Below are 16,851 nucleotides of genomic sequence, written 5' to 3' on the forward strand. Positions count from 1 at the left end.
AATTGACCTAGACAACCTTTTCTAATCAACTAGCTTCCTTATTACAGTTCATTAATTAATGGATGATTTAGCGCATTGTACGCTTTATCTTTCTTAACGGTGTTGCCTTCTTGATAAATGGTTTCAAAAAACCGCGAAGACGGTACTGCTAATGTCCGATAATAATCACTAAATAATGACGCAGCGTAATTCCCTAGCCAATTGTCTGGCAATAGTTCTTGTGGCAAACCAGGATCCACAAATAAAAATTTACGATATTCGTGCACGAGCTTTGTTCGTTCTACAAAGCATTCACCATCGGTCATCTCGCCGTTTTCAATCTTGGTTTTATCAATCACATACTTTTCTGAATAGATTTTAATAAAACGATCGTATTTCTCATTCGTTGCTTGTAAGTCCCAGCACTCGTTCACGAGCTTTGCACATTCATTTGGACCATCATACGTTGCCGTAAAGTAATGTACATAGTCTCCAATCTCATACTTCTCTAACATTTGTTGTATTTGTTCTCGCTGATTGTTAGGAGAAATCCAAAAACTATTTGCTAATAGACCAAATCCACTCCAGACAAGTTCTTTTCGAAGTTCATCTCGTATGCTCCGCTTCTCTTCGGGAATGGTATACGTGAACATATACCACGTTTGATCCCACTCATCTGGTTGCAGTTTAAAAATTCGTTTTGCAGCCTCGTCCATACGGCGAACGCCACGTGGTGTTAGGTAATAATAGCTTTTGTTTCCTTGCTTCCGTGAAACAATCCATCCTTGCTTATTCATGCGAGAAATAGCGGCACGAACCGCTTGCTCATTATGTCCAAATTCTTCCAACAACCGAATAAGGCTTCCAATCCAAATTTCATTTCCATAATGACGAATATAATCTCCATACAGCGTAAAAATCATGGAACGAGTGTTTAAACTGTTTTGCATGTAATTCCCTCATTTACTTATTCATACGGTACAGTACGTAGTAACTTTTATCCTATCAAACGACTGTTTCAACGTACAAGTTTTAAAAGCTTGCCTTATTCTCCTTTAAATTGAGGCGGCCGCTTTTCACTAAATGCTTCTAACGCCTCTATACGATCTCGCGTTGGAATCGTAACCTCATATGCTTTCGCTTCAATAGCTAGACCTGTGTGCAGATCTGTATCCATTCCGTGTTTAATCGCATACTTCGCTTGCGTAACAGCAATTGGGCCATTTTTTAAAATGGCAGCAGCATACGCTTCACAAGCAGGTAATAATTCATCAAGTTCGGTCACTTTATTTAAGATGCCATACGCTAACGCTTCTTGTGCACTTAGTTTTTTTGCTGTTAGAATGAGCTCCATTGCTTTTGGAACTCCAATTAGACGCGGCAAACGCTGTGTTCCACCTGCACCAGGAATAATCGCCCATCCTAGTTCTGTTAAGCCCATTGAGGCAGCTTGTACAGCAACACGCAAATCACACGCAAGAGCTAATTCAAACCCTCCGCCAAATGCGTGACCATTCATCGCTGCAATGGTTGGTTGTGGCAACTGTTCAATCGCAGAAAACACATCACGAATTTTTTTCACATTTCGTTTAACATCGTTTTCTGATAACGTTCTTCGTTCTTTCAAATCAGCGCCTGCACTAAAGGCTTTTGCACCAGCACCTGTAAAGATTACCACGCGAACATCGCCATTATGATGAATAGCTTCAACGACTTCACCAAGCTTTTGTAACGTTGAATAATTAAAACAATTCAACACCTCAGGACGATTCAGTGTAACGTAGGCGATATGCTCTTTCACTTCATACAAAATAGCTTCTTGTTGTTGTATCATAGATTTCTGCTTCTACTGTTAGTACTGCTGTTTAGAAGCAGTTCACCTCCCTTTTCTTTTATACTGCTTGCTTTCTAATGAAACTTGAGTTGTAACCAGTTATGCTTCGATATTTTCAATGACAGTCGCAATCCCTTGACCAACACCAATGCACATTGTAGCTAATCCATAGCGCACCTTACGTTTTTTCATTTCATGTAGCAACGTCGTTAGAATTCGAGCGCCACTTGCGCCAAGTGGATGACCAAAAGCAATGGCTCCACCATTCACATTGACTTTAGCGGGATCTAGTTCTAACTGCTTCATGCACTCTAACGACTGCGATGCAAATGCTTCATTCAATTCAATAAGACCGAGATCATCTTTCGTTATACCTGCGCGCATAAGCGCCTTCCGACTCGCCTCTATTGGCCCTAGTCCCATCACAGCCGGCTCAAGCCCTGCTACTGCAGATGCTTTATAGCGCGCCAGTGGCTTGAGTCCTAGTTCCCTTGCTTTTTCTGCACTCATTACTAACAGAACCGCTGCACCGTCATTCACGCCAGAAGCATTACCCGCAGTAATCGTTCCGTCTGGAAAAAGAGGTTTTAACTTTGCTAGTGTTTGTACTGTCGTATTGGGACGCGGATGTTCATCTGTATCGACTAACGTAACATTCCCTTTTTTGTCTTTATGTTCAATCGCAATGAGCTCTTCTTGAAAGCGACCTGCCTCCATAGCAAGTTGAGCACGTTGCTGACTTTCTGCGGCAAAGGCGTCCTGCTCCTCGCGGCTAATTCCATAGCGTTTAGCTACATTTTCTGCTGTTTGTGGCATGGAGTCTGTTCCATACAACGCATGTAATGCTGGATTTATAAAACGCCAACCAATGGTTGTATCAAACATCTTCATGTCACCGCGTGGAAAATCAATGTCCGGTTTTCCCATGACAAGCGGTGCACGTGTCATACTTTCTGTTCCGCCGGCAATATACACATCCCCTTCACCAGCCATAATCGCACGTGCACTATAAATGACCGCATCCATACCCGATCCGCATAAGCGATTAATTGTTGTTCCACCAACTTCAATTGGAAGATCCGCAAGTAATGCAGCCATTCTACCTACATTACGATTATCTTCACCTGCTCCATTCGCATTGCCGAGCACCACTTCTTCAATGATGGCGTGGGAAACGCGCGGATTACGCTTCATTAGACCTTTAATGGTCATCGCTGCTAAATCATCAGGACGAATGTCTTTTAGTGCTCCTTTATACCGACCGATTGGCGTTCGTACAGCGTCTACTATAACGACGTCTCTCACGATTTCACCGCCCCGTCTTTCTCTGTTGAATAATCATACACACCACGTCCTGTTTTTCGCCCAAGACGCCCTGCTTTGACGTATTTAACGAGAAGTGGACACGGACGATACTTTTCACCTAACGTTTCATGAAGATAGCGTAAATTATTTAAGCGTGTATCAAGACCGACTAAATCTCCAAGCTCAAATGGTCCCATTGGATAGTTCAACCCTAGTTTAATGGCTTTATCAATCTCTTCGGCGGTACCAACACCCTCTTGAAGCATATAAAAAGCCTCATTGCCAACCATCGCCGAAATTCGACTTGTAACGAAGCCGGGAAACTCATTGACTACCACGGTTTCCTTGCCCATTTTCTGAGCGACCACTTTCACCACTGCGACCGTATCATCATCAGTTTCATGACCACGAATAATTTCAATGAGTGGCATTTTATGAACAGGATTAAAAAAGTGCATAGCAATGACTTGATTCGGTCGTTTTGTAAACGAACCAAGTTCGGTTGGACTCATCGTCGACGTATTACTTGCCAAAATACAATGAGACGGTGCATGCTCCTCTAATTGTGTAAAGACGGCTTTCTTTATTTCTAGTGATTCTGGTACAGCTTCAATGACAAGATCCGCATCCTTCACAGCTGTTGCTAGATTCAATTCGTAACGAAGCTGTCCTTTCGCAGTAAGCGCTTCCTCGCTAGAAATCTTACCACGTGCCACCCCTTTTGCAAACAACTCTTCAATTTCACGTTGCGCCTGACCAAGAGCTTGTTCATCTGCATCTATAAGTTGTACAGCGAATCCTCCTATCGCTGCCGTATAGGCGATTCCTCGACCCATCACACCTGAACCTATAACCGTAATCACTTCAATCATCGCTCACTGCTACTAAAAAATAGAGACATACACACTATCAATATTTGTGTTAATTTAGTAGTCAGTTTTCCTCTCCTTTTGCCTTACACTAACACCGTGTACTCTTATTTATAACGCCTGACATATCCTTTTATTGTAAAATAAGAAAGCGCGCGATCAAAACCGCTAGCTTTCTTATTTACGTGCTATTTACCAATAAAAGATGGTTTTCGCTTTTCCATAAAAGCAGAAACACCCTCTTTGTGGTCATACGTTTGACCAGCAGTGCTTTGGGCAATCGCTTCATCTTCTAGCACTTCTGTTAAATCACTGTCCCAGCTTTTATGCATATAGCGCTTAATAAGACCAATCGCTTTCGTAGGCATTGACGCAAGCCGAACGGCAAATGCTTCTACTTGTGAAACAAATATCTCATCTTCTATTACGTTCGTAACAAGTCCAAGAGCCGCTGCTTCATCTGCACGTACTTTCTCCCCAAGTACGGCTAATTCCATCGCTTTTGCATGACCAACTAAACGCGGTAGGAAATAGAGATTGCCGGAGTCTGGTACAAGTCCTACGTGAATAAAAGCTTCTATGAAACTCGCTTGTGAGGAAGCAAGTCGAAAGTCACAGGCAAAAGCAAGACTTGCCCCCGCTCCTGCAGCTACTCCATTAATGGCAGCAATGACCGGCTTTTCTAAAGAAACAATCGCTTGAATAAGAGGATTATAGCCTTCACGTAACACGTCGCCGTAGTCTAGCGTTTGATCATCATTGCTTAAATCTTGCCCTGAACAAAACGCCCGACCAGCACCCGTAATTACAACCGCACGTATTTCCTCATCTCTTTCGGCGACCTTTAACGCCTTTTGAAGCTCTTTATGCATTAACGGTGTAAACGCATTAAGTTTCTCCGGACGATTTAACGTTACCCAGGCTACACCTGCGCGCGTTTCATAAATAATCGTTTCGTACATTGCCATCTCCTCCTATTTCCCTAGAAACAACGCTTTTCTCTTTTCAACAAAAGCTTGCATGCCTTCTTTTTGATCGTGTGAAGAAAATAGTAAATAAAAGTTTTTTCGTTCAAGCTGCATACTATCGTATACCGAATCATCGACCGCTTTGTAAACGCTTTCTTTTATAAGCCGAAGCGGTAATGGTGCTTTTGTTGCCAGCGTCTTCGCAAATTTCATAGCCTCGTCTACAACACGTTCTGGAGCAATAACACGATTGATGACACCATAACGATGTGCTTCTTTTGCTGTCATAGGCTCTCCTAACCATAACCATTCAAGCGCCTTCTTTTGTCCCATCAGCTTCGTTAACTTGACTGTTCCACCGGCTCCAGGCATAACACCTAGCTTTATTTCTGGAAACCCAAATTGCGCATTTTCTGCAGCAAATAAGATATCACAGCAGAGCGCTAGCTCAAATCCGCCACCAAAGCAATAGCCATTTACTGCCCCGATAATTGGCTTTTTAATCAGCGCTAATTGATCCCAGTCTTGAAATTGATTGAGCAATTCAAGCGTTATGCTGTCATCATTCATCATCTCATCAATGTCAGCTCCTGCTGCAAAGGCACGCTCATTTCCTGTAAGAACGATCGCTTTTACTTCATCGTGACGATCAAGGTCCGTTAGCGCCTGCAAAAGCTCTGAAACCATGTGACGATTGATTGCATTCAAGACAGACGGACGGTTAAGAACAACTACGCCAACTCTCTCTTGTATATGCACTGTAATCGTTGTAAAATTATCCATTCACTTCTTCGCCAATCATCATCGTAACAAGATCGCCTGCAAATGACATTAAATCTTTTCCAGATGCTCTACCTTCAGCGGACTTCATTCCTGCTTGAAGCGCTTCATGATTGTCATAATACATTTCACATAACAAATAGTATTTGCTTTCCCCCATCGGTGATCCGACAATTTTCGTTACTTCCATTTTGCGCAAACCCGGTATTTTTTTCGTGACATCAGTATGCGTGCCATAATAATGCTCATCAAAAGCGTGTTGATCCTGTGGTGTTTTATACAATGCGATTAATTTAACCATGTTAAATCGTCCTCTCTTTTTTAAGGTTATCGTATGATTTCATCAAGGTCAGCGACAGGCTTCATCGCTTCAAACGGATTTTTACACGACCGACAATATAAAATACTGCGACATGCGGTTGGACCAAATATATTTTCCATAGTTACATAAGAAGAGTTGCAATAAGGACAATCGATTTCCCAAGGCTCTCCAAGTACATGCTGCGCCGGTGGAGGCGCTATTCCAAATTCCTTTAATCCGGCTTTTCCGGCCTCGGTAATGCGATCGGTCGTCCAAGCTGGAGAATAGACAAATTCCACCTGCACAGCGTTAACATCCGTAAGCTTCGAAACAGCATTGACTATGTCTCTTTTAATAATAGGAAGCGCTGGACAGCCAGTAAAAGTTGGTAACACATGAATCGTTACAACGCCATTCTCATCGTGCACATCACCAATCATGCCAAGATCAACAATGCTCACCGATGCGATTTCCGGATCTTTTACGGTCGCCAATGCTTCTGTTATGCGTTGTTGCTTATTGACACTGTTCATTGGCTGGCTCCCTTCTATTTGTTTCCGCTTACCAGCTTACAGCAGGATTCGTAACATACACCTCTGCTAGCGTAGCAATCGCTTGTTGCAAATCTGTGGTGTGTTCACCCTTACGACCATTTCCCGAAGTCATTCCAGGTTCTCCTGGCAACATGTTCGTATTCGTTTCGTTTAACACTTTCTTGATAGCACTCATCCAACGTGTCTTTAGTACATTTTCATCATCAATAAAATTGGCCTTCACCATCTCACCATAATACGGTCCGAGCGTTAAAACTCCCCCAAAGGAAGCCCATACTTTTACCATCGCCTCTGTCATGCGGCGTTTCGCCTCATCTGTACTCGTTAAAAGCTGACGGAACCACACTTCCCAATGCATAAGATGATACTGCTGTTCCATTAAAATTTTCTTTGCTACATTTCTAAGAGGTTCATAGGAGGATAACCGCAGTGAATCTAGGCGAATCTTCTTATGAACGCTATAAAAATAGTTTCGGACAACGGTAAAGGCCCAATCATAATTCGGCTGATGCAAGTACGAACCTGTTCCGTTTACTTCCTCTAACAACACCGCATTACGAAAGGCCTCGGGTGCGCGCAGGTGAGCATTCTGATCTGCTTCTTGCTCTCCAAGTGCTTCTAACAATTGAAAATACATGGTCGCATGCCCCATCATATCTTGGTTAATAGAAGAAAAGGCTACATCCTCTTCTATGTGTGGCGCCAATCCAAGCCATTCGGAACCGCGATAAGCAAGAATAAAATCATCATCGGCAAGCTGATAAATCAACTCTTTAAGCGCTTTCATTTCTTCGTTGCTCACTTGCTCTCTTCCCTTCCACCAAGTATATGTTGCTCTGTAAATTGCTCTTGATTATACTCACGCCATTTCTTTTTTAAATAACCATATCCTTTTGTTTCACGATACTCTTTTGATAGTTTTGATAGCATCTCTCGCTCACCTTGAGATAATTTCCGAATATTATCACGCTTAACGACCCATAAGTCCGCCACAGGTTCTCTGCGGAAAAAGTTTTCTTTCGCCATCACAAGTGCCATATCAGCATTCGGTGCTAGTAAACTAAATTGATGCTGAAAAGGGGATTTATCTGTCTTTTTACTAAACACTTCATACACATTGTAAAAGGATTGCTCTTGTTCGCTCATTACAGATTACCTCCAGTTCTAGATTGCTTTCTTAGCCGCCAGCGCCTCTCGTACCCAACCATTCATGTCATACGAGCTTTGGCGGAGAGCAAGACGCTCTTGAGAGCGAGGTCCATGGCCAGAAACAATTTGCTTAAATTCATTCCAGTCAGCATCTTTATAGACCCATAATTGTGTTGATTCATCAAAATGAATCGTTTCATCAGGTATTGTTAACCCAATCGCCCAAATACGCGGGATGTATTTCGTGAAAAATTCTTGACGAAGCTCTTCGTTCGTCTTCGTACGAATTTTGTACATAATATTTTTATCTGCATTGGAATTGCCAGTTTCTTTTGCTGATTTTGGACCAAAAAACATAATGAGTGATGTCCACCAACGATTCAATGAATCTTGTAGAAGCGCTCGCTGTTCGGCTGTCCCTTCTGCTAATGCGAGAACAATACTTTCACCGTGCTGGGCATGAAAAACTTCTTCGGCACAAATGCGTTTTAACGCGCGCGCATAAGGACCATAGGAAGAATCGAGCATCATACTTTGCGAAATAATAGCAGCACCATCTACTAGCCAAGCAATCATGCCTGCATCGCCCCAGGTAGGTGCTTCCATATGAAATACGTTATGAAACTTTAATTTCCCACTAAATAAATCTTGCATAATATGCTCTCTCGTTTTCCCGAGAGGCGCCATGAGATCTTCTGCGACGCGAAGTAGTAACTGTCCGTGCCCCATTTCATCTTGAACTTTCGCCATAATTGCTAGTTTACGATGAAGCGATGGTGCTTTTGGGACCCATTCCTTTTCTGGAAGCGCTCCCATAATTTCCGAAATACCATGCATTGAAATTAAACGAATGAGACTTTGTCGATAATCATCTGGCATCCAATCGTCCGCTTCAATCTTTTCTCCAGCAGCAATACGTTCCATAAAATGCTCATACTTCTCTTCATTCGTTAAATCATCAAAACTGAGGTATGTTTGCACGATGAACCCTCCTGATTGTATTACGTTTATTTACCGTTATTATAAAATAACGTCATATAAATAACAACCATTTACAATGTCATTTCCTCGATCCGCTGCTTCATAATACGAACCGCTTTTCCTTGTGATCGCGGAATGTGTCCCGGTTCTTTAAGCTCAACAGGCATGTTCACAAGACAGGCATTTTTTATAGTGCGCTGAATTTTCATTTTGAGCTCATGATACACTTCTGCATTTAATTGTGGACCATAGGTAGCATAAGAAGACTCTGTTAGTTCAACATGCAGTGATACTGTTTCCTTTAAGCCTTGTGTAACAATCAAGATTTGATAATGGGGAACCAATTCTTTTATCTGTAGTAAACAACTTTCAATTTCAGATGGAAACACATTAACACCTCGTACAATGAGCATATCATCTTGGCGACCTTTCACTCGGGACATGCGAATGCTCGTTCGTCCACATACGCATTTTTCTCGATGCAGCGAGGCAATATCACCTGTTCGATAACGAATAATTGGAAAGGCTTCCTTTGTTAAACTCGTAAATACAAGTTCCCCTGCCTCCCCATCAGGCATCGGTTGTAACGAGATTGGATCAATCACTTCCACAAAAAAATGATCATCCATAATGTGCAGACCCTCTTGTGCTTCATGACATTCCATTGCTACACCTGGCCCCATCACTTCACTTAATCCATAAATATCAAGTGCTTTAATGCCAAGTTTCTCCTCAAGCGCATGACGCATTTCTTCTGACCATGGTTCTGCACCGAAGATACCATACTGTAACGATGTTTTCCTTGGATCAAGCCCCATTTTCTCCATCGTTTCGGCAATAGTTAAGACATAGGATGGCGTTCCACAAATGACTTGTGGTTGAAAGTCTTGAATTAAGAGAATTTGTCGTTCTGTATTACCACCAGACACAGGAACGGTTGTCATGCCTAGCTGCTCAGATCCGTAATGGAGCCCGAGACCGCCCGTAAACAAACCATAACCATACGCATTATGTAAGATATGACCTGGTTTGCCGCCAGCAAGCGCAATGCAACGCGCTACCATGGAAGCCCATTGCTCAATATCATGAGATGTATAGCCAACAACAGTCGGCTTACCACTCGTTCCCGAAGAGGCATGGAGGCGAACGAGTTGATGTTGCTCCACGGCAAATAATCCAAATGGATAATGATCTCGCAAGTCTTTTTTTGCGGTGAAAGGCAATTTTTGTACATCTGATAATGATTGAATGTCTTCTGGTACAATTCCCTTCTTTTGAAAGGCCTGTTGATAAAAAGGAACGTGTTCATAGACTGTTGCCACTGTGTTTTTAAGTCTGCTTAGTTGTAATGCCTGTTTCTCTAAAACATTCATACATTCCATCTCAGCATTAAAAATCATCCGTGTCATCCTCTCCCTTTATGCAGCAATTCCATTACCTTAAAAGACGTGACGTTTTATTTCCGTTTACTATTATTTTTGTAATGCCATTTTTCTAAAGCTTACCTTTTTGTCATAATTCTGTCAATTGCAACAAAAAGCATAAAAAAAGAGAGATTCCTTATGAAAAGGTTTCTCTCTTGCTTCATCATTAATAGAGTAAATCTAAAAACTCTTCTCGAGAAACAGCACCAAAATAATACTGCATGTCGATATCTGCTAACACAGCCTCAATCTCTCCGCGATCGTATCGCGTACCAATTAACCGTTGTTCAATGTCTGTTACATCACCTACACCGAAAAAGTCTCCGTAAATTTTACATTCTTTCATAACACCTTTTACGATGTGTAACTTAATATCAACGGATCCTCCAGTAAACCGATTTGAAAGCTCTACATTGGACGCTGGCGACTTTCCATAATTCCATTCCCAGTTTTGATAGCGTTCCGCTGAGATTTTATGAATCATCTCCCAATCTTTTTCTGTTAATTCATAACGAGGAATCGTAGCAAATTCCTCGAATAAATAGGAAAGTAACAGTTGTTTAAACTCCTCCATTCCTAACTCTTTGTTTTCTAGATGATCTTTAATATTCGTAACACGACTACGAATGGATTTAATGCCTTTTGATTGTATTTTGTCCATTTTTACATTAAGGGCGGCTACGACATTTTCAATTTCTGATGAAAACATAAGTGTTCCATGACTAAACATTCTCCCTTTCGTAGAAAACATCGCGTTACCTGATATTTTCTTACCGTTAACGAGAATATCATTACGACCACTCATTTCCGCATGTAATCCTAATTTCTTAAGTGCCTTTACGACGGGATCTGTAAATTTCTTAAAGTCATGAAACGAATCACCGTCATCCTTCGTAATGAAACTAAAATTCAGATTGCCTAAATCATGATAAACAGCCCCGCCTCCAGAAAGACGGCGTACAACATGAATGCCATGCTCGTCCACATAGTCGGCATTAATTTCTTCCACCGTATTTTGATTCTTTCCTATAATAATAGATGGCTCATTTATATAAAATAATAAATAGGTTTGTTCAATATCAAGATGTTTTAACGCATATTCTTCAATAGCTAAATTAATCCGCGGATCTGTAATATTGTTATTATCAATAAAAAGCATGTCCCTATCTCCTTTTTCTTAAAAACTACTCCTTCTCGTTATACAACTCTTTTATAACAAGAGCAAGCTAATACTATCCCACCTCTATACTTATGCCCTTTTTTGATCGTAGGCAACGGAATTTTATAAAAAAATAAACAACGCTGACCCACCATAAGGTAGGCTACGTTGTTTACAGTAGACATGCTTTTGAGAGAATTGCTACGTTTTCTTAACCTTGTTACTCGCGATTTTGTTTATTTTTATTATAACAGCAGCGTGCAAACGAAATATCTGGACATTCTTGTGGATCAGGAATACAAGGATTGTATAAAGGATTTCTAAGCACTTCAAATGGGCGCATCATATCATAATCTTCATGCTCTAAAATGTGGCAATGAAACGGAAATAGCCCCGTAAATGGCCCGAACTTCGCAATAATTCTCGTCACCATTCCAGGATAGGCGCGCACAGTATCTTTCCACCCACGTTCATTTAAATCTGGCGGAATAGCAGCACCTACCATTAAATTTGAACCGTTTGGATCACCTGTGAAATTCGCTCGATTTAACACTTGAAATTCAATTAAATGAATATGAATGGGGTGCGTTGCCATTGTCATATTATAAAATTCCCAAATTTCCGTTGTACCGTTATACGGTGTGTTTTCAACAGGCAAGCCATTCCAACCTTTATTATTAATCGTAAAGTACGGGCGTCCATACGAATCACGTGAAACGGATAAAACATTTTTTCTCGTTGTAATTGCCTGTTCAGGCGGGATCCGTACAATACAGCTTAACTGTTTTGGAATGCTCGTTTCATCTCGTTCTTTTTGTTTTGCTTTCACCCGAAATTGCATAATTTGGGCCGTATCTTCAGTCGGTGGCTCTCCATTTGGAAAGGGTTCCGCTGCTGTATTTCGTAAAATAATGCTTTTCCCTGCTTGCTGACTAAAATCGATAATAAGATCTGCTCGTTCTGCCGGAGCAAGCACTAATTGACTAAGCTGAACTGGTTCTTTTAATAGCCCTCCATCAGAACCAATTTGAATAAAAGATTGCCCCGAATCTAACGTCATTTGATAAAATCTGGAGTTGGCGGCATTTAACATTCGAAAGCGATATTTACGTGGCTCGACCTCTAAATATGGCCATACTTTTCCATTAACTAGATTTGTATCAGCTCCATAACCTGGAAGGACAGATGGATTTGGCAAATTAGGATCAGTCGGAGGCGGTGGCTGCGGCGCTGGCGGTGATAACTGACCAGGTTGCTCGGGATAAAATAACTCACCATTGGGATAAAAGCTACGATCTTGAAGAATTAATGGAATTTCATAGCGTCCACTCGGTAAATTCAGCTTTTTTTCTTCTGAATCTCGTAACAAATATAAACCAGCTAAGCCTGCGTATATGTTTAAGCGCGTAATTCCAAAAGCGTGATCATGATACCAATACGTAGAAGCTCGCTGGCAATTAGGATACTTATAAATCGGATCCATAAATGCCGGTCCGACATTTTCAAAGTCACGCGTAAACCACGCATCAGGATAACCGTCATTTCCACTTTGTACACGACCACCATGCAGATGAACGACCGTTCGAACGGACGCTTGCGAAGGCTCTGCTCCCATAACCGTTCGATCGATTGGTAAGAGATGAACATTTGGTAATTTATTCATCCACTTCACTTGAATCGGTACATTTACCTCTGTTTCAAACGTAGGTCCTGGATATTGGCCATTATATCCCCATACAGTGGTAGGTGGTAAGTCACGATGCAACTTTTGTTTCACTTGTTTCATAACCACTTCATAATAAGGCATTCCTTCTTTCGTAGCAGTAGGTTGAATGGTCGCTGGAATGGGCAAAGCATCCACATATTTTTGTAGTTGTACCATAATAACCCCCCCTCTCGGTATCATTTAACTGTATTCATCATTAATACATTCATGCCTGTTAGCATAAACATCGCATTTTCCTTTCACTGTCTGTATAATTTAGGTACGTCCATGTAGCAATGAACAAGAATACTAAAGATAATAGAGGAGTGGCAGTTGATGATCTCCGTTCGTCATTTAAAGAAATCATTTGGGGAATTAGAAGTTCTAAAAGATATTAATTGTGAAATTCAAGAAAAAGAAGTGGTTTGCGTAATCGGTCCCTCTGGATCAGGCAAAAGCACCTTTTTACGTTGTTTAAATAAATTAGAGGATATTACAGCTGGAGATGTGGTGGTTAATGGCTATACGATTACAGATCCTACTACAAATATTCAAGTCGTCCGCCAAGATGTAGGAATGGTTTTTCAACAATTTAACTTATTTCCTCATAAAACTGTTTTAGAAAATGTCACAGTCGGTCCGATTAAGGTTCGAAAAATGACACCTGCTAAGGCAAAGGAAAAAGCTCTTGCGCTTTTAGCTAAAGTGGGCTTAGAAGAAAAAGCTCACGTATTGCCCGGCCAATTATCAGGTGGTCAAAAGCAGCGTGTCGCCATTGCTCGGGCCTTAGCGATGGACCCAAAAATTATGCTTTTTGATGAACCAACATCAGCACTAGATCCAGAAATGGTTGGCGACGTGCTTGAGGTTATGAAAGATTTAGCAAGAGAAGGTATGACCATGGTTGTAGTTACTCATGAAATGGGTTTTGCTCGAGAAGTAAGTGATCGTGTCATCTTTATGGATGGTGGCTATATAGTCGAAGAAAATGAACCAAAAGAACTCTTCGCGCATCCACAACACGAACGTACGAAACTATTTTTAAGTAAAGTATTGTAATACAAAAGCCAAGAATGCAAGGCATTCTTGGCTTTTTGTTGTTTACTTAATTAATCCTTTTTTTCTTAAAAACTCGCGAGCTACTTCTTTTGGTTCTTTCTTATTGATATCTACTTCTGTATTCATTTGAGTCATTTCCTCTTCATTAATCTTTCCTGCTAATTCATTAATGGTTTTGCGTAGCTTTGGATATTTTTTTAACGTGTCTTCACGAACAACGGGTGCTGCATAATACGCCGGAAATGCTTTTTTATCGTCCTTTAACATTTTTAAATTATAGCGCTTAATGCGTCCATCTGTTGTAAAGGCGGTAATCATATCAACTTTCTCATCCTTTACTGCACTGTACATTAAGTTCGCATCCAAGCTTTTCTTATCTTTAAAACTCAAATCCGGATAAGCTTTCATTAAACCTTTCATACCTTCAGGACGCTCATAAAAATCAGTCGGTGCTCCAAACGTCACTTGTGAAGATTTTGCTTGTAAATCACTTACTGTTTTAATACCAAGCTTCTCATATGTGTCTTTTGTTACCGCTAAAGCATACATATTTTGAAAGCCAAGTGGCTTTAACCATGCTAATTTATATTTGTCATGATACATTTTTTCGTCTGTTTTAAAGATTTGTTCAGCTGATGTACCTGGTTTATAGTCTTGATGCAAAATATCTAGATAAGCCGTACCTGTATATTCTAAATACAGATCAATATCGCCACGTTTTAATGCTTGTGTCAAAATGGGTGTGTCACCAATGCCGTCTTTCACTTTTACATCGTAATTTGTTTTTTCTTTCACGTATTCCGCAACGACGTAAGGAAGGATATATTGCTCTGTCCACTTTTTGCCCGAAATAACAATCGCATCTTCTGAGGCACCCCCTCGCAAGCTAAAAAACACGACCAATGCTGCTACTGGAACAACAACGACAGAGGCTTTCTTCCAAGAAAAAGGCTTCTTTCCTTTTCGACCAATTGGATTAGTAGCAATCTCAATTCGCTTAAGAATAAAATCAAATAATAGCGCTAATACAGCTGCTGGAATGGCACCTGCAAGGACCAACTCATTACGAGTAGATGCAAGACCGCGGTAAATAAGATCCCCAAGTCCTCCTGCACCGATAAAAGCAGCGAGCGTTACAACCCCAATTGTTAAAACAGTCGCGGTTCGTAAACCTGCCATAATGGTTGGCATAGCTAACGGAAGCTCAATCATGCGTAAGATTTGATTTTTCGTCATACCCATTCCACGTCCTGCTTCAACAGCGGATTGGTCAACACCGATAATTCCTGTGTATGTATTTCGTAAAATTGGCAACAAAGCATAGATTGTTAATGCAATGATTGCCGTTGTATTTCCAATTCCAAATAGCGGTAGTAAGAAACCGAACAGCGCTAAACTAGGAATTGTTTGAAAGAGGGAAGTAATCCCAATAATTGGTTCAGCTAACTTCTTTTTTCGTGCAATAAAAATTCCTAGTGGCACGGAGATTACAGTTGCAATAACAATAGACACGATTGATAAAAACAGATGTTGTTGCAGTGCCTCCCAAATATCAGACCATCTTTCAATGAACGTATTCATAAGTTCACTCACTTCTTACGCCCCCCTCTGGAACGACTGAGGTTGTCAAACCAGCTAAGCCGCGCATCATCGTTGTTCGTGTAATTAACCCTGCTAGCTCACCTGTTTTCAAGACCGGTATAAACCCAGCTCCATCTTTTGCAAAAATCTCCGCTACTTCAGTGAAAGGAGCATAAACATCGACAGACTGAAACTCAGTGTTCATAATATCTCGCAACGTTTTATCCTCATCTTTAAAATACACTTCTACATTATTAAGGGTAGCAATTCCTAGCAATTGGCCCCTCGTATCAGTTACAAACAAACTATCAACCTTGTAACTTCTCATCATTTTTAACGCTTCTGCCAAGCCGCGTGTTGGACGAGCGGTAACGACCTTTTCAATCATAAGATCAGCTGCCACAGGTTGATCATTTTGCATTCCCTCTAATCGCTGTTCACCAATAAATCCTCTTACAAAGTCATTGGCAGGATGACGGAGTAAGCGCTCTGGTGTATCAAACTGTACAATATGACCATCCTTCATAATAGCAATGCGATCGGCAATCTTTAAGGCTTCATCCATGTCATGTGTAACAAAGACAATCGTTTTTTGAATCGATTCTTGAAGTTTAACAAGTTCCTCTTGAAGCTGTTCACGGCTAATTGGATCAAGCGCACTAAACGGCTCATCCATTAAGATAATGGGAGGATCTGCTGCCATAGCACGAATAACGCCGACACGTTGCTGTTGTCCTCCACTTAATTCTCCTGGATAACGCTCTCTAAAGGTGGCAGGATCAAGGCCAACCATATTTAATAAATCATCAATTTTGTCTTCATATTTTTCTTTTGTCCAGCCCTTTAAGCGAGGAACGAGTGAAATGTTTTCCCCAATTGTCATGTGTGGTAACAATCCAATTTGTTGAATGACGTAACCAATATTACGACGAAGTTCGACGGGATCTTGTGATGCAATATCCTCACCCTCAATTAAAATACTACCTGAAGAAGGCTCAATCAGACGATTGATCATGCGCATGGTTGTTGTTTTCCCACAACCACTCGGACCAATCAGCGCGATTAACTCTCCTTTTTCGATGTGAAAATCAATGTTTTTAAGTACTTCTAATCCATTAGGATACTTTTTCCCTACGTTCTTAAATGTTATCAAAATCTCTCTCCTCTTCTCATTTGCAACAAATAGTTCCGTATTGTTGTTAG

At 41.0% G+C, this 16,851-nt stretch carries 17 protein-coding genes; 1 reads left to right on the forward strand and 16 read right to left on the reverse strand.

Features of this window, described 5'->3' with window-relative positions; translation table 11 throughout:
• Positions 1-41: 41 nt before the first annotated feature.
• The 14 genes from paaX to A374_RS08310 all read right to left on the reverse strand — a co-directional run bounded on the left by paaX (position 42) and on the right by A374_RS08310 (position 13,185).
• A complete protein-coding gene (gene paaX / locus A374_RS08245) occupies positions 42-929 on the reverse strand; it encodes a phenylacetic acid degradation operon negative regulatory protein PaaX (protein ID WP_007201747.1) in 888 nt (295 codons plus the stop codon).
• A gap of 95 nt (positions 930-1,024) precedes the next feature.
• Positions 1,025-1,813, reverse strand: coding sequence for an enoyl-CoA hydratase-related protein (locus tag A374_RS08250; protein ID WP_007201748.1), 789 nt, complete (start codon positions 1,811-1,813; stop codon positions 1,025-1,027).
• A 99-nt stretch (positions 1,814-1,912) separates the two neighbouring features.
• The gene (locus A374_RS08255; protein WP_274517053.1) at positions 1,913-3,121 is read right to left on the reverse strand and encodes a thiolase family protein; all 1,209 of its coding nucleotides are present in this window, start codon (positions 3,119-3,121) and stop codon (positions 1,913-1,915) included.
• Positions 3,115-3,990: a 3-hydroxyacyl-CoA dehydrogenase gene (locus A374_RS08260; RefSeq protein ID WP_007201750.1), complete on the reverse strand. Its 876-nt coding sequence runs from the start codon at positions 3,988-3,990 to the stop codon at positions 3,115-3,117. The genes A374_RS08255 and A374_RS08260 overlap by 7 nt, the downstream gene beginning before the upstream one ends.
• Before the next feature lie 185 nt (positions 3,991-4,175).
• Positions 4,176-4,949, reverse strand: a complete 774-nt coding sequence (locus A374_RS08265) for an enoyl-CoA hydratase-related protein (RefSeq protein WP_007201751.1) — start codon at positions 4,947-4,949, stop codon at positions 4,176-4,178.
• A 12-nt stretch (positions 4,950-4,961) separates the two neighbouring features.
• Entirely contained in the window at positions 4,962-5,738 is a 777-nt protein-coding gene (locus A374_RS08270; protein ID WP_007201752.1) for an enoyl-CoA hydratase/isomerase family protein, read from the reverse strand.
• The gene (locus tag A374_RS08275; protein ID WP_007201753.1) at positions 5,731-6,036 is read right to left on the reverse strand and encodes an EthD family reductase; all 306 of its coding nucleotides are present in this window, start codon (positions 6,034-6,036) and stop codon (positions 5,731-5,733) included. Before A374_RS08275 ends, A374_RS08270 begins: the two co-directional genes overlap by 8 nt.
• Before the next feature lie 26 nt (positions 6,037-6,062).
• Positions 6,063-6,569 (reverse strand): 1,2-phenylacetyl-CoA epoxidase subunit PaaD, encoded by a 507-nt coding sequence (paaD, locus tag A374_RS08280; RefSeq protein WP_007201754.1) that lies wholly within the window; start codon positions 6,567-6,569, stop codon positions 6,063-6,065.
• A 28-nt stretch (positions 6,570-6,597) separates the two neighbouring features.
• Positions 6,598-7,392, reverse strand: a complete 795-nt coding sequence (paaC, locus tag A374_RS08285) for a 1,2-phenylacetyl-CoA epoxidase subunit PaaC (RefSeq protein WP_007201755.1) — start codon at positions 7,390-7,392, stop codon at positions 6,598-6,600.
• Positions 7,389-7,736, reverse strand: coding sequence for a 1,2-phenylacetyl-CoA epoxidase subunit PaaB (paaB, locus tag A374_RS08290; RefSeq protein WP_007201756.1), 348 nt, complete (start codon positions 7,734-7,736; stop codon positions 7,389-7,391). Before paaB ends, paaC begins: the two co-directional genes overlap by 4 nt.
• 18 nt (positions 7,737-7,754) lie before the next feature.
• Positions 7,755-8,663 (reverse strand): 1,2-phenylacetyl-CoA epoxidase subunit PaaA, encoded by a 909-nt coding sequence (gene paaA, locus A374_RS08295; protein ID WP_050979730.1) that lies wholly within the window; start codon positions 8,661-8,663, stop codon positions 7,755-7,757.
• A gap of 128 nt (positions 8,664-8,791) precedes the next feature.
• Positions 8,792-10,120, reverse strand: coding sequence for a phenylacetate--CoA ligase family protein (locus tag A374_RS08300; RefSeq protein WP_007201758.1), 1,329 nt, complete (start codon positions 10,118-10,120; stop codon positions 8,792-8,794).
• A gap of 190 nt (positions 10,121-10,310) precedes the next feature.
• Positions 10,311-11,303, reverse strand: a complete 993-nt coding sequence (gene lplA / locus A374_RS08305) for a lipoate--protein ligase (protein WP_007201759.1) — start codon at positions 11,301-11,303, stop codon at positions 10,311-10,313.
• 220 nt (positions 11,304-11,523) lie between these two features.
• Complete coding sequence (locus A374_RS08310) at positions 11,524-13,185, reverse strand: multicopper oxidase family protein (protein ID WP_007201760.1); 1,662 nt, start codon at positions 13,183-13,185, stop codon at positions 11,524-11,526.
• A gap of 159 nt (positions 13,186-13,344) precedes the next feature.
• Here A374_RS08310 and A374_RS08315 point away from each other — a divergent pair, with 159 nt between their 5' ends.
• Positions 13,345-14,067: an amino acid ABC transporter ATP-binding protein gene (locus tag A374_RS08315; RefSeq protein WP_007201761.1), complete on the forward strand. Its 723-nt coding sequence runs from the start codon at positions 13,345-13,347 to the stop codon at positions 14,065-14,067.
• 42 nt (positions 14,068-14,109) lie between these two features.
• Here A374_RS08315 and A374_RS08320 read toward each other — a convergent pair whose 3' ends face one another.
• The gene (locus A374_RS08320) at positions 14,110-15,660 is read right to left on the reverse strand and encodes a glycine betaine ABC transporter substrate-binding protein (protein ID WP_007201762.1); all 1,551 of its coding nucleotides are present in this window, start codon (positions 15,658-15,660) and stop codon (positions 14,110-14,112) included.
• The gene (locus A374_RS08325; protein ID WP_007201763.1) at positions 15,653-16,801 is read right to left on the reverse strand and encodes an ABC transporter ATP-binding protein; all 1,149 of its coding nucleotides are present in this window, start codon (positions 16,799-16,801) and stop codon (positions 15,653-15,655) included. The genes A374_RS08320 and A374_RS08325 overlap by 8 nt, the downstream gene beginning before the upstream one ends.
• Positions 16,802-16,851: the final 50 nt, after the last annotated feature.

Source organism: Fictibacillus macauensis ZFHKF-1 (assembly GCF_000269865.1).
Classification (GTDB): domain Bacteria; phylum Bacillota; class Bacilli; order Bacillales; family Fictibacillaceae; genus Fictibacillus_C; species Fictibacillus_C macauensis.